At 45.5% G+C, this 14,661-nt stretch carries 12 protein-coding genes; 10 read left to right on the forward strand and 2 right to left on the reverse strand.

Features of this window, described 5'->3' with window-relative positions:
- Positions 1-9 precede the first annotated feature (9 nt).
- Positions 10-639 (reverse strand): XrtA/PEP-CTERM system exopolysaccharide export protein, encoded by a 630-nt coding sequence (locus OCV11_RS09790; protein WP_261892674.1) that lies wholly within the window; start codon positions 637-639, stop codon positions 10-12.
- A gap of 663 nt (positions 640-1,302) precedes the next feature.
- Between OCV11_RS09790 and OCV11_RS09795 the strand changes: the two genes are divergently transcribed.
- The 9 genes from OCV11_RS09795 (at position 1,303) to OCV11_RS09835 (ending at position 12,726) form a co-directional block, all read left to right on the forward strand.
- A complete protein-coding gene (locus OCV11_RS09795; RefSeq protein ID WP_261892675.1) occupies positions 1,303-2,697 on the forward strand; it encodes a TIGR03013 family XrtA/PEP-CTERM system glycosyltransferase in 1,395 nt (464 codons plus the stop codon).
- Positions 2,698-2,760: 63 nt separating this feature from the next.
- Positions 2,761-3,603, forward strand: coding sequence for an XrtA system polysaccharide deacetylase (locus OCV11_RS09800; RefSeq protein ID WP_261892676.1), 843 nt, complete (start codon positions 2,761-2,763; stop codon positions 3,601-3,603).
- A 4-nt stretch (positions 3,604-3,607) separates the two neighbouring features.
- Positions 3,608-4,651, forward strand: coding sequence for a FemAB family XrtA/PEP-CTERM system-associated protein (locus OCV11_RS09805; RefSeq protein WP_261892677.1), 1,044 nt, complete (start codon positions 3,608-3,610; stop codon positions 4,649-4,651).
- Between the two features lie 5 nt (positions 4,652-4,656).
- The gene (locus OCV11_RS09810) at positions 4,657-5,883 is read left to right on the forward strand and encodes a TIGR03087 family PEP-CTERM/XrtA system glycosyltransferase (RefSeq protein ID WP_261892678.1); all 1,227 of its coding nucleotides are present in this window, start codon (positions 4,657-4,659) and stop codon (positions 5,881-5,883) included.
- Positions 5,873-7,318, forward strand: a complete 1,446-nt coding sequence (gene xrtA / locus OCV11_RS09815) for an exosortase A (RefSeq protein ID WP_261892679.1) — start codon at positions 5,873-5,875, stop codon at positions 7,316-7,318. The genes OCV11_RS09810 and xrtA overlap by 11 nt, the downstream gene beginning before the upstream one ends.
- 12 nt (positions 7,319-7,330) lie before the next feature.
- Positions 7,331-8,461 (forward strand): acyltransferase family protein, encoded by a 1,131-nt coding sequence (locus OCV11_RS09820; protein ID WP_261892680.1) that lies wholly within the window; start codon positions 7,331-7,333, stop codon positions 8,459-8,461.
- 1 nt (position 8,462) lies between these two features.
- Positions 8,463-10,346, forward strand: a complete 1,884-nt coding sequence (locus tag OCV11_RS09825) for an XrtA/PEP-CTERM system amidotransferase (protein ID WP_261892681.1) — start codon at positions 8,463-8,465, stop codon at positions 10,344-10,346.
- Between the two features lie 2 nt (positions 10,347-10,348).
- Positions 10,349-11,569, forward strand: coding sequence for a glycosyltransferase family 4 protein (locus tag OCV11_RS09830; RefSeq protein ID WP_261892682.1), 1,221 nt, complete (start codon positions 10,349-10,351; stop codon positions 11,567-11,569).
- A complete protein-coding gene (locus OCV11_RS09835; RefSeq protein ID WP_261892683.1) occupies positions 11,566-12,726 on the forward strand; it encodes a glycosyltransferase family 4 protein in 1,161 nt (386 codons plus the stop codon). The genes OCV11_RS09830 and OCV11_RS09835 overlap by 4 nt, the downstream gene beginning before the upstream one ends.
- A gap of 214 nt (positions 12,727-12,940) precedes the next feature.
- On the opposite strand, the gene OCV11_RS09840 is transcribed toward OCV11_RS09835, so the two are convergent.
- Positions 12,941-13,417, reverse strand: coding sequence for a GNAT family N-acetyltransferase (locus tag OCV11_RS09840; protein ID WP_261892684.1), 477 nt, complete (start codon positions 13,415-13,417; stop codon positions 12,941-12,943).
- A gap of 98 nt (positions 13,418-13,515) precedes the next feature.
- Between OCV11_RS09840 and OCV11_RS09845 the strand changes: the two genes are divergently transcribed.
- Entirely contained in the window at positions 13,516-14,433 is a 918-nt protein-coding gene (locus OCV11_RS09845; RefSeq protein ID WP_261892685.1) for a LysR family transcriptional regulator, read from the forward strand.
- The last annotated feature ends 228 nt before the right edge of the window (positions 14,434-14,661 follow it).

The raw sequence follows: 14,661 nt of genomic DNA on the forward strand, positions 1-14,661 counted from the left end.
TACCCCAAATTAAAACCAAGACTCTGGGATAATGATGATATCCCCAGGCAGCAAGTCGACATTGGCTTTGATGTTGCCATCCTCCAATAAGTCATCGATTTTCAACCCGTATTGCACCTGTTTACCGTTGACCACACGAATCAAACTGGCGTGGTTACCGTTGGCGTACTCAGTTAATCCCCCCACTTGAATCATGGCATCCAGTAGCGTCATGTTTTTGGTGTAACTGATCGCTTTAGGTTGTGCCGCTTCCCCAATCACCCGAACTTGTTCGCTAAATGGTCCAACAAAACCATCGACAATCACAGAAACAATCGGCTGACGCACATAGTTGGCGAGTTTAGATTCAATCTCGCGAGCTAACTGGGTGGGTGTTTTACCTGAGGCATGAATATCTTCGACTAGCGAGGTGGTGATCATACCGTCCGGTCTCACTTTGTAAGAGCCAGACACTTCGGAGTTGCCCCACACAAACACATTCAATGTATCTCCTGGGCCAATTAGATAAGAGTAGTCACTGATGTTTTTAGTCAATGATGGATGCACTGTCGCCATCGGTAAATCTGGAAGTGCACTGGAGCACGCGCCTATCAACAACGCAGAAAAAATCACACCTAATCGTGATAATAAAAATTTCAAATTACCCAATCCTTTCATGGTTACATCCACCGTATGTATATCTAATCATCCCTTGTTTCAGGTATTAACTTCATTTCTATAAATAAATATCATGCAAATATAGTCGAAGTTAGGCATTAATAATCTATTACCGAATGCAAATTATAAACAGATATCTATTTATTTATTTTAGCTATTTGAACTCATGAACAATTATCAACACATTTGTGTCATTTTTGAGACAAACATTCATGGAATCACCAAACCGCTGAACTAGACTAACGAACAAATGTAAATTTACGAAAAGGTGAAGCACGATGAAAAATATATACTATGCTGTTGACCCTAGCTGTAAATTAGGACAAATTAATACACACATTAAAAAGATTAGAAACGGCTTAAACAGAATTTACTTTTTACCATCACCATCTAAAATACAAAATTATCAATAACAATGAGCCATTTGTGAACACAACAAAAAGACATTATAACTAATTGATATTTATATAAAAATACAAGAAAGTTTTGGCTAATGGACTTTTACAATTAATTCAGAATGAGCGAGAGACAGCATTGTTTATTGATTTTATTAATTAATCAGTCAGTTATACAATGCTAGGACTAGAATAGGTTATCGCATGTCATACCTATTCAGTTTATCTCTGGCGATAGGGATAAAAATAAATGAACACTACACTTTTCAGTGGCATAAAGCCAAGTAGCGTTATTGTGATTGTCACAGACTACATCGCTATCATTGGCGCATATTTTCTGTGCTACTACTTAGTAACTCATTATTTAATATCAGATGATTATCTAACGATAATAAATCAATGGGTTCAACCGATAATATTCGCTATAACGATTTCTATCTTTATACTTTCTGTCGGTTTATACAATGTAAAGTTGAGAGAAAATTTCAGCGGAATTGTGATCAGAATATTTGTTTGTGTTTTGTTGGCTTATATTATCGACAAAGTAGTCTACGCTTTAACAGAAATCAACCAACCAGCCCATTTTGCAGAGTATTTTTCTATCTTTGCCTTCATCACACTGGTTTGTACTCGCTACTTGCTAAGTAAGACTGCCTATCAAAGCTTAGGCGAACGCAACATTTTGGTGCTTGGCACCGGTGAACGCGCCAAAGTGATCGAACAGTATATGCGCCGCAAAACCGATAGGATTGGTCTTAACTTCGTTGGTTTTATCGAAATGCCGGGGGATGCGGCTGATGGGATAAAACGCGAGCGAAAACTGGATCTTAAAGAGTCACTAGAAACCTTTGCCCTAAAAAATCACGTTGATGAAATCGTAGTGGCTTGCGATGAAAGGCGTAATGTTCTGCCCAATGAAAGCCTGGCTATCTGTAAACGCCAAGGTATCAACATCAGTAACATCGTCGATTTTTTCGAACACGAAACAGGTCAAGTGGTGGTCACCCAAGTTTACCCTTCTTGGATCATCTATGGTCCTAACCATCGCTATAGCCCTTTGCACAAATCGCTCGATTGGCTATTTAACACTTGCATTTCACTGGCGATTTTCAGTGTTGTCTGGCCGTTTATGTTACTCGCCATGCTCGCTATTAAGCTGGAAGATGGATTACGCGCTCCGGTGTTCTATTCACAAATTCGCGTTGGCTTAGATGGCAAGCTCTTCTCCATTTACAAGTTTCGCAGCATGAGCATTGATGCGGAAAAAGATGGGGCGAAATGGGCGCAAACCTCTGATCCACGTGTCACAAAAGTGGGACATTTCCTAAGAAAATATCGAATTGATGAATTACCTCAACTGTTCAATGTGCTGCGAGGCGACATGGGGTTTGTTGGGCCAAGACCGGAACGTCCTCAATTTACTAAAGAATTTGAAATAGAGATCCCCTACTACAACCAACGCTATAGCGTTCGCCCTGGTTTAACAGGCTGGGCGCAGCTGAAATACCCTTATGGCAGCAGCAAGCAAGATGCCATCGAGAAACTAAAATACGATCTGTACTACATCAAGTACCGCGGCTTTTTGTTCGATCTCTTGATTCTACTGCGAACAACCGAAGTGGTGCTGTTTGGCAAAGGACGCTAATCCGTTGATGTATGTAAACCGTTTTCAGAACCAAGATGTCGAGATCCCAAGGAGTGAGGATTAATGAGTCAACCACGCAGTAATGCAATGACTGTGGATGTAGAAGATTATTTCCAAGTTGCAGCGTTTGAAAAACAGATCCAGTTTGCTGACTGGGGTAAAAAATACGAAGTACGCGTCGAACGTAATACTGAACGATTACTGACTCTATTTGATGAACACCAAACCAAAGCCACCTTTTTTGTCTTGGGTTGGGTCGCTGAGCATTGTCCACAATTGGTGCGCAGAATCGTGGAACAAGGACACGAGTTGGCAAGTCATGGTTACGCCCACCAGCGTGCCAACACCCAATCTCGTCAAGTGTTCCAAGAAGACGTGTATCGCTCAAAATCTTTCTTGGAACAGGTCAGTGGTGTGGCGGTACACGGCTATCGCGCCCCCAGTTTTTCCGTCAATCCAGATAATGAATGGGTATTTGAAGTGCTGGCAGAGGTGGGCTTTACCTTTAGCAGCAGTACTTACCCGGTGAAACGCGATCTGTATGGCGCGCCAGATTGGCCACGCCTCAAATATCGCCGCCCAGAAGGCATTATCGAGATTCCCTTACCCACCAATACCAGTACCGGCTTTAAACTGCCGATTGGTGGCGGTGGTTTTTTTCGCCTTTATCCTTACTCAATGAGTAAATATCTGATTAATCAGTTCATTACTCAAACAGAACAGCCTTTCTGTTTTTACTTCCATCCGTGGGAGATTGACGCACAGCAGCCTCGAATGCACGGCATTCCGCTCAAGTCACGTTTTCGCCATTACCTGAATCTGGGACAAATGGAAAAACGCCTGACCCATTTACTGAATGATTTTCAGTGGGACACCGTCAGTCACGCTTATCAACTTAATGGCTAATAGAATGCAGCAAACAACGATTATTCAACCTCTGACCGAAAAAGAGTATGAGCGTTGGGACCAATACGTCGACCAGCACCCTGAAGGCAGTTTCTTTCATCTGTCCGGTTGGATTCGCGTAATTACTCAGGTTTTTCGTCACAAACCTCACTATTTAATGGCCGTTCAAGCAGGCAAGATTGTTGGTGTGTTGCCACTGGTCCAACAAAAAAGCATGCTGTTTGGTCATGCGCTGATCTCAACTCCTTTTTGTGTTTATGGCGGAGTGATTGCAGACAACGATGAAATTCGGATGCAATTGGAATCCGAAGCCTATCTATTAGGTTGCGAACTGAACGTCGACTACGTTGAACTGCGCGATCGTTATCAACGTGAATCGAAAGAGCCATGGCAAGTGCATTGCCATCATTCCACCTTCTCGTGCCCAATTGCCAACACTCCAGATGAGATTCTGACATCGATAAAACGTAAACAGCGCGCCGTCGTGCGTCACTCATTTGCCAACGAACTCAGTTGGGACGAACACGATGATCCAGATTTGTGTTACGACGTCTACGCCGAAAGTGTACGTAACCTCGGCACGCCTGTGTTTAACAAAAAGCTCTTTCGCACACTAAAAGAGACCTTCGGCGAGCGCTGTCACACCTTAATCATTCGTGATAAAGAGAATCAACCGGTCTCTAGCGTGCTGAGCTTTTACTACAAAGATGCTGTGCTGCCTTATTATGGCGGAGGCAAATTTGAAGCGCGCGAACTGAAAAGCTACGACTACATGTACTATCAACTGATGTGTTTAGCCCATGAAAAAGGCAAAACTCAGTTCGATTTTGGCCGCAGTAAACACGACTCTGGCTCCTACAGTTACAAGAAAAACTGGGGTATGCAGGAAGAGCTATTGCATTACAAAATCGCCTTAGTCAAAAGTGACAGTTTGCCCAACCTATCGCCGAACAATCCCAAATATCGCCTGTTCATTAACTTGTGGAAACGGATGCCGCTTGGCGTTAGTCGAGCTATTGGTCCTAATCTATCGAAGTATCTGGGGTAAGCGTTATGAAAGAGAAGCTGTTATACCTATGCCATCGCATCCCTTTTCCCGCCAACAAAGGCGATAAAATTACGACCTGTAATACGCTGAAGTTTTTGAGTCAGTATTACGATATTTATCTGGGATGCTTTATCGATGATCCGTTTGACCATCGATATATCAGTGATGTTGAGAGTTACTGTAAAGAGACACTGTTTATCGATCTCAACACCCAACTGGCCAAGGTCAAAGGCCTTAAAGCGTTTTTCACCGGTAAACCCATCACCTTGCCCTACTATTACCATCCAAAGATGCAGCAGTGGGTACAAGATACCGTGCGCACTCAACAAATTCATAAAGCCTTTATTTACTCAGGCTGCATGGCGCAATACGTTTTGGGTGATGAGATGAGCTCACTGCATAAAGTGATTCAGTTTGCCGACATTGATTCCGACAAATGGCGTCAGTACGCTGAAAAAGCAACCGGTGTGATGCGCTGGGTCTACCAACGCGAGCACCGAACTCTGGAAAAATTTGAACAGTACGTTGCCAACCGCTTTGCCGTGAGCTGCTTTATTTCCGACAACGAAACGCAACTGTTTCGCGAGATGTTAGGGGATAAGCCTGCGCTGCACGAGCATATTCAAACACTGGGCAATGGCATCGATTGTGAGTTTTTCTCTCCGCAAGCAGAGCAAACCTTGAGTGAGCCCTACCCGATCAGTAAGCAAAACTACGTGATCTTTACAGGAGCGATGAACTACTGGGCTAATGCCGATGCGGTCACTTGGTTTGTCGAAGCGATATGGCCGAAAGTACATCAAGCACTGCCCGACAGTAAGTTTTACATTGTCGGTTCATCCCCAACCAAAGAGGTGCAGGAACTGCAAAACGTCCCTGGCGTGGTGGTGACTGGCCGAGTTGAAGATGTCAGACCCTATTTGCACTACGCCAAAGCCGCGGTCGCCCCGATGCAAATTGCCCGCGGCATTCAAAACAAAATTTTGGAAGCGATGGCAATGGAAAAACCAGTGCTCACCACTGGCCTGGGTATTGAGGGAATTGAGGACTATCCAGAGGCCGATGTGTTTGTCTCGGATTCACCACAAGAGATCGCCCCTTGGGTTATTGCCAAGCTGAGCGATGCCATGCACAGCGCGACACAATCACGGGCGTGGTTAGAATCCACCTACAGTTGGCCAGCCAAACTCAATCCGTTATTGAGTTATTTAGGAACTCGTCATGGGCACTAAGTGGGCACTACGATTAGGATTACCGCTGCTGGCGTGGGTGGCGCTATTCTACTCATCCCTAGAGAATATGGTCAGTGTTTGGGGTCAATCCAAGACCTACGAACATTGCTATTTGATCATTCCTATTTGTCTGTGGCTGCTTTGGCAAAAGAAAGAGCAACTGCTTAGCACTCAGGTGGCTTTCGCTCGCTTACCTGCATTGCTTTTGGTGTTTCCGTTGACCTTATGGGTTATTGGGCGCACTGCGAACATCGCTTTTTTTGAACATGTGGCGGCAATCACCAGTTTGCAACTCATCATCTGGTCACTGATTGGCACAAAAGCGGCGAAGCAGAATCTCTTTGTCATTGGTTACTTGTGGTTTCTTATTCCGTTTGGTGAAGAGCTGGTTCCGTTTTTACAACAGGTCACCACCGATATGGCGTTGGTGCTACTTCGGCTTTTTGATGTGCCTGTGTTTCGTGAGGGGTTATATCTCACTGTGCCCAATGGTCAGTTTGAAATCGCAGAAGCCTGCTCCGGCATTCGCTTTTTGATCGCCAGCTTGGCACTTGGAACCCTTTTCTCCCACGTCTTTTTTCAAAAGCAGTGGAAGTTTTGGTCGTTTGTGATCTTCTCTTTTATTTTCCCAATCATTGCCAATGGATTACGCGTGTTTGGCATCATCATGATTGGCAATTTCATTGATATGAAATACGCCTCTGGTGTCGATCACCTCGTCTACGGCTGGCTCTTCTTTAGCTTAGTGACTCTGTGTACGTTCTTTATTGCCTATTGGCTACGTGATGAACCTGCTACTGAAGACTCTTTGCCAGTGGCGGACACGGATTCAACGATGATTAAGACAACATCTGGAGTGCAAACTCAAGCCATCATCATTGTGTTAGCGCTCGCCGCCTATGGCTGGGCAAGCATCAGTGCCAAACCCGTTGCACCTAGTGCCAAGGTGATCCCGATGTTATTGCCGAATGACTACCACCCCATCAATACCTCGGGTTGGGAAATCCAGTTTCCTAAGGCGGATCAATCCTTACTCGCCGTTGCTAATAATGGCTCAAGCGAATACTTTACGGCTCAGTATTTCAGTGGCAAAGAAGAGGCTGAGGTCATCAGCAGCCGTAATAAATTCTACAGCGAAGATAACTGGACGCTGAGCCAAAAACGCACCGTATCCATTAATCAGCATGAAGCGCAGGAGTTATCTCTGGTTAATACTCGCGGCCAATATCGCACCGTTATCTTTTGGTATCGGATTAACCAACACTACTCTGCTAATCCATTGAAAATTAAACTCTATGAACTTTACTATCGGCTGAGTCGTCGCCCAGTAATGGCCGAATTGGTGGCCTTTTCCAGCACCCGTCTTAATGGTGAAGGTTTAAATCAAGCCATCACGACGGTGAGTACGCTCCCCAGCGTTGAGTTGCATCCATAAGAGGCTGACCGAATGAGTATCTCGCTGTCACAGATAACACATCGCTGCTTCTCACTGTATGAAGTGCCTCATGGTTCACATCAAACCATCGCGCCACTCGAAGGGGTGCGTGCTATCGCCGCGTTCATGGTGTTTATTGTGCACTATTGCGCCCAATTCACCCCGTGGATTGCTCAAGACTCACTGACTTGGGATTGGATTGTCTATTACCGCCACTTGGGTTCCAAAGGGGTTGAACTGTTTTTTATCATCAGCGGCTTTTTAATCTACGGCATGTTGATGGGCAAAGACCGCCCATTTGTTCCCTATATTAAGCGTCGCTTACAACGCCTTTATCCAACGTTTCTGGTGGTGCTGCTTTTGTATCTCTGCCTCTCTTTTGTTTTTCCTCAAGAGAGCAAATTGCCTAATGAGTGGCTGGCCGGTTTAGGGTACGTGCTAGCTAACTTACTGATGTTGCCTGGAATGTTGCCAATCGAAGCGATTGTCACTGTCAGCTGGAGTTTAAGCTATGAGCTGTTCTTCTATCTGATGGTTCCTGCTCTGCTTTACGTCACTCAGCTCAAACACTGGTCGCGTACGCAGCGAATCACGTTTTTATCGAGTGCGGCGCTGCTCGGATACCTTCTGGTGCTGCTTGGTTACGACTCACACAGTGAGATGCTGCTGTTTATTGGCGGCATGTTGGTCTATGAGATTTTTCAAGCGCGAGCCCCTTATCGCGCCATCGTCGGATCATGGATTTTCCCAGTCACACTGGCTCTGCTGGTGCTGATTCGCTGGGTCGGCCTTGCCGAAAAACTCGATATATTGCTGCTGTTTATCGGCTTTTCTTTAGTCTGCTTATGCTGTTTTGATACGCAAACTTGGCTCGCTAAATTGTGCTCGTCACCTCTACTGCGCTGCTATGGCAACATGAGTTACTCCTATTACCTAATTCATGGCGTTACTCTTAAGTGTTTCTTCTTTGTGCTGGCAACGCAGGTTGCACCTCATCATCAATGGGATGTTGAGCTGTATCTTTGGGTGGTTCCGGTCTTTTTCATGACGTGGGTGGTCGCCACTGGGCTGTTCGTCTGTGTTGAAAAGCCGCTATCACTGAGCAAATCCGCTCGTCCGACTGCGGTAAAAATGGAGTATTAACATGTGTGGGATCTCTGGCATTTTCAATATCCACCAAGCGCCCCCCGTGGACAAAGCGCTGTTGCAAAGTATCAACCGTTTGCAGAGCCATCGCGGCCCCGATGATGAAGGCTATTTCTTTGATCGCAATATCGGTCTTGCTCATCGTCGCCTCTCCATTATCGACCTCTCCGGTGGTCATCAGCCGGTGTTTAATGAAACCCATTCGGTCTGCGTGGTGTTTAACGGTGAAATTTATAACTTCAAATCGTTAGTGGCTGAGCTGGTCAACTTTGGTCACCAATTTGCCACCTTATCGGATACCGAAGTGATTGTGCATGCGTGGGAACAGTGGGGCGTCGACTGCCTATCACGGTTTCAAGGGATGTTCTGTTTTGCCTTATGGGATCAAATGAGTCAGCAGCTTTTTATTGCCCGTGATCGCCTCGGCAAAAAGCCTCTCTATTATGCGCAAACCGAGCGGGGTCAATTTATCTTTGGTTCGGAACTTAAAGTATTAGTGGGCCATCCCGATGTGGATAAAACCTTACGTCACGAATTGGCCGAAGAGTTTTTGATGTTTGGCTACCTGCCCGACCCTTACACTGCGTACCAAAATATTTTCAAATTAGAACCCGCGCATTATCTACTGCTCTCGCCAGGAAGCGCAGTTCGTCCCGTGGAATATTGGGACCTACCCACTCCAGAGACGATTCAAACTTGGGATGAAACTCAGCAATCACTTATCGATCACCTCAAAGCCGCAGTGAATATCCGCATGATGGCCGATGTACCATTAGGCGCGTTTTTATCCGGCGGCGTCGATTCCAGCGCGGTGGTTGCCATGATGGCGCACTATCAAAATGAACCTATCAATACTTGCGCCATCGGTTTCAATGAAAGCCAATATGATGAAAGTGATTACGCGGCGCAAATCGCCACGCGTTATGGCACCCATCACACCTTAAAAGTGGTCTCTGGTGATGAGTATGATCTCATTGATAAATTGACCGATATCTACGATGAGCCCTTTGCTGATAGCTCCGCACTGCCTACTTATCGAGTGTGTGAATTGGCTCGTCAATCGGTGAAGGTGGCGTTGACGGGTGATGGTGGTGATGAAGTGTTTGCTGGCTATCGCCGTTATCGCTTACAGCTTGCCGAACAACAGCTGCGCGGCTCGTTGCCTTATGCGGTACGTAAGCCGATTTTTGGTTTGCTGGGAAAAGTCTACCCGAAAGCCGACTGGGCACCTCAGTTTCTGCGCGCCAAAACGACCTTTCAATCCCTCGCGATGAATCCGATTGAAGCCTATGGCAACACCATGTCGCGGCTGCGTCACGATCAAAGAAAGGCGCTGTTTAGTGCGCAATATAATAAGTCGCTTAACGGGTACTCAGGGCTAGAAATCATTAAACATCATGCGCAAAAATCGCCTACGGACGACCCGTTAAAACGCATTCAGTATCTGGATATCAAAACTTGGTTAGCCGGTGACATTCTCACTAAAATCGACCGCGCCAGCATGGCAAACTCGTTAGAAACCCGTGCTCCGCTGCTGGATCACAAATTGATCGAATGGGCTTATTCGATTGCCAACAGCTCAAATATCCATGGCAACCAAGGCAAATACGCGTTCAAAAAAGCCCTCGAACCTTACGTCGATGACAACATTTTGTATCGACCCAAAATGGGCTTTAGTATCCCGATTGCGCAATGGTTTCGTGGGCCATTACAAGAAAAGTTACACCACACCGTGCTCTCAGAACGCATGTTCGATAGCGGTTATTTCAAACCAGAAGCGCTGAAACAGCTAGTGAGCAGCCATATCAGTGGACGAAGTGATCATAGCGATGCGCTATGGTGTCTTTTGATGTTCGGTCAATTTTTAAATCGGCAGGCTTAGTGATGAAAATCCTCACAGTCACGACTCTTTTTCCCCATGTTAACAACCCCAAACATGGTGTTTTTATCGAAACCCGCTTAAGGCAGTTACGCCGTCAGTATCCCGATGTGGAGATTAAAGTGATCGCGCCGATCCCTTATTTCCCATTTAAGCATCCACTGTTTGGTGATTATGCTCAGTACGCCAACGCGCCCGATTGTGAAGTGCGGTTTGGCATGGAGGTGTATCATCCCCGCTATTTTGTAGTGCCCAAAATCGGCATGACACTCACACCGCAAACGCTGGCTCATACGGTATTACGCCAAGCCAAACGCTTGCTGGCAGAGGGCTTCGATTTCGACCTCATTGATGGTCACTATTTTTACCCTGATGGGGTGGCAATAGCCAAAGTTGCCAAACAGTTAAATAAACCTTTTACCGTGACAGCCCGAGGAACGGACATCAATTTGATCCCCGACTTTGCCAAACCAAGAAAGCAGATTCAGCAAGTGTTCTGGCAGGCAAACCACACCATGGCGGTGTGTGAAGCACTGCGTCAAAGCATGATCGATTTAGGTGCCGAGCCGACTCATGTGTCGACTTTGCGCAATGGGGTCGATCTCAATTTGTTTGCTTTTCAAGATGAGCACCAACAGCTGCTGCTACGGCAAAAGCTTGCGTTGCCTGAGCATTCGCCGGTCATCATCTCAACCGGTCATTTGATCGAAAGAAAAGGTCACCATTTGGTGATTGACGCCGTGCAATCTCTCACCGATGTCACCTTGCTCATCGCAGGCAGTGGCCCAGATGGTAAAGCGTTGGAGCGCCAAGTGCACAAAGCAGGCATGGCCCAACGCGTGCGGTTTTTGGGCAGTTTAAGCCAAACTGAATTAGCTGAATATTATGGCGCGGCGGATCTTTCAGTGCTTGCTTCAAGTCGCGAGGGTTGGGCCAACGTGCTATTAGAATCGATGGCTTGTGGCACGCCTGTGGTGGCAACCAATATTTGGGGAACCCCCGAAGTGGTGCAAACACCCGAGGCTGGCCGACTGGTTAAACGCACGGCCAATGATTTGCGCCAAGGCATTATTGACCTGTTGGACACCCTGCCAGTACGAAGCCAAACCCGAGCCTATGCCGAGCAATTTACTTGGCAAAGCACATCGGAGGCGCAGTATCGCATCTTCAATGCCATTGTGAATCATCAACCCGTTCCCGTGTTAACCGCTGAGACTGTGCAATGAAAATACTCTATCACCACCGCATCGCCTCTAAAGATGGACAGTATGTCCACGTGGAAGAGATCATTAATGCCCTGACTCGTCAGGGACATGAGGTCATTTTGGTCGCCCCACAGATAGCGCAAACCGCCGATTTTGGTAGCGACGGCGGTTGGATGTCGAAACTGCGCGCCATGTTGCCGAAAGGATTGTCTGAGTTGATGGAGTTTGGCTACGCATTCTTGGCGTTTTTTAAGCTCTGCATGGCGATTAAACGCCATCAACCCGATGCGATTTATGAACGGTATAACCTATTTCTGCCCGCTGGGATTTGGGCGAAGACCCTATTTCGCTTACCGCTGGTACTTGAGGTGAACTCACCGCTGTATGATGAACGCAAGAAATATGGCGGCATCGCACTCGAGAAATTTGCCAAGTGGACCGAGTATTATGCTTGGCGTCACGCCGACCACGTATTACCCGTTACTGACGTGTTGGCGCACTATATTGAGCAAGCTGGTGTGCCGCGCGAACGTATTACCGTAGTGCCCAATGGCATCGACCCAACTCGCTTTGGCACTCACTCGCCTATCCTTCGTGATGCCAAGTTTGCCAACAAACGTGTAATTGGTTTTGTTGGCTTTTGTCGTGAATGGCACCACCTTGACCAAGTGCTGGATCTGATTGCGCAGCAAAATAATCCAGACCTCATGTTACTCATCATTGGTGATGGGCCGGTTATCGAGGCGCTTAAGCAGCAAGCTAAACAACTCAATATGGAAGATAATTTTCACAGCACCGGGCTTGTTGAACGAGATGAAATGCCCTATTGGTTGGCGCAATTTGATATTGCCCTGCAACCGGCCGTTACCCCGTGGGCTTCGCCACTTAAAGTGCTGGAATATATGGTCAGTGGCAAAGCCATCATCGCTCCCAACACACCCAATATTCGCGAACTGCTGACCGATCAACACAACGCGCTATTGTTTGACGACCAATGCCCAGAAGCCTCCCTACTCGCCTGTTTAGAAACCCTCATCCAATCACCGCAGTTAATGCAACAGCTAGGCAATGCAGCGCAAAAAACCATTGAACAGCGCCAGCTAACCTGGGATTCCAACGCCGCCACCATCGTCCATTTACTGGCTGCCCATGCGGGCAAATCGTCTTATGCGCAATAATCTTTGCGATGTGGAGTCAAACGAAAACCAACGCCTCATTTGAGGTGTTGGTTTTTTAGTGGTTTAGTGGTGCAATCTGTTATTGCTACCTAGATTAATTTTTAACCGTTTCAACCTCGAACAAGAGCGATTTAAGCTTGGCTCGAATGCGAAAATCTTTGGTCATACTCTATCCTTGCGATGAGTTTTGATTAATCACGATACCAGAATACGTTCACACCCCTAGCGCAAAATTATGCAGGGCTTGTCCAGTTAAGCGATAGATTCTCCACTCAGATTGTTCTTCTGCACCGATGTGATGATAGAAATCTATAGCTGGCTGATTCCAATATAAAACTGACCATTCAAAGCGACCGCATCCTTTTTGAATAGCTTTATTAGCTAGTGTTTTCATTAGTAATTTCCCCGCACCAGAAGAACGGTAGGACGGAGTCACGTACAAATCTTCGAGATAAAGGCCATTTTTCCCCAACCAGGTGGAGTAATTATAAAAATATACCGCGTAGCCTACAGGGCAGTTATCAACCTCACAGATAATAGCCTTTGCCGTAGAATGATCACTAAACAAGCTTGAAACAATATCTTCTTCAGTTGCGTTCACACAATGTAGCGCTTCTTCATATTCAGCTAACTCTTTAATAAAATTCAAAATAACTCTTGCATCGGTAGATTTTGCTGATCGGATATTCATTATATTTTAGGGCCTTATGTACTGTAATGTTCGCAGTATACTGATTGACTTGATATGATTTAAGTGCATTGTTTGCATCATTAACCTGTATCGTATTCATGATGAAATTTGAAAACATCGACCTGAATCTAATGAAGGTCTTCTACTACATCTACAAAACACAATCTGTTCACCAGGCTGCTGAGAAACTTAGCCTAAGCCAGTCTGCATGCAGCCACAGTCTTTCTCGATTGAGAGAACGTCTCAATGATGAATTATTTATTCGCATTAGTGGCAGAATGATACCAACCAAACAAGCAGAACTACTCGCCGAATCCATTCTTCCAGCAATCGACTTATTATATTCAGGACTTAAAAGTGCCATTCCTTTTAATCCAAGTTTTGGTCAGCATCACTTTGTGATTTCCGGTTACGACTTTAGCGCCTGGTGTCTAATGCCCAAGTTAACGGCTCATCTAGCCAAATATTTTCCTAATATCAGTGTGCGATTTGTACAAAGTGGAGAGCAAATACCAGCGAAGCAACTTGAGTCAGGGGAAATTGATATCTCACTTGGTTTTGATCATGAAACTGAACAATCAAATCATATAGGGAATGCAATCTGGTTGTACGGAAAATATAGTATTGCGATGGACAGCCGACATGAAGTGTTGAGAAGCAATGTCTCACTGGGGCTAGAGGAATTTCTAAATTATCCTCATATCCTCGTCACACCCTGGAACGAACAACGCGGTATTGTTGACTCTACTCTTGGTAAGTTAAACAAGAAAAGAAATGTCGCCATTACATTGCCAAGTGTTCTTAGTGCTCCTTACTTACTCAAAAATACAGATTATTTTCTTGCGATTCCTGAAATATATATAAAAACATTAGCGGATACTTTGCAATTAACCTACGTAGATCCCCCATTTCCAATACCGGATTATCAAATAAAACTCTATTGGCATAAGGTCAGGGAGACAGAGCCTAAAGTAAACTGGTTGATTAAATTATTACTTAGCCTATCGGGTAGTTGACGATCTTATACATTTTCAGCCAGTGGCATGGATAACATATAGACTTACTATGATGAGAAAGATAATCCAAATGTCAGTGTAAAAAACGGTGGTAACTTCCTGCCTAAAAAGTTAGGGTAACAAACGTGCTAGTCGTAATCATGCTAGCACGCCTCTGGACAGAAATTATTTTGCATTAGGGTAATGATCTGTTGTCTATACATTAAAATATGTATTGAACATCATAAT

The organism is Vibrio porteresiae DSM 19223 (genome assembly GCF_024347055.1).
GTDB classification, from domain to species: domain Bacteria; phylum Pseudomonadota; class Gammaproteobacteria; order Enterobacterales; family Vibrionaceae; genus Vibrio; species Vibrio porteresiae.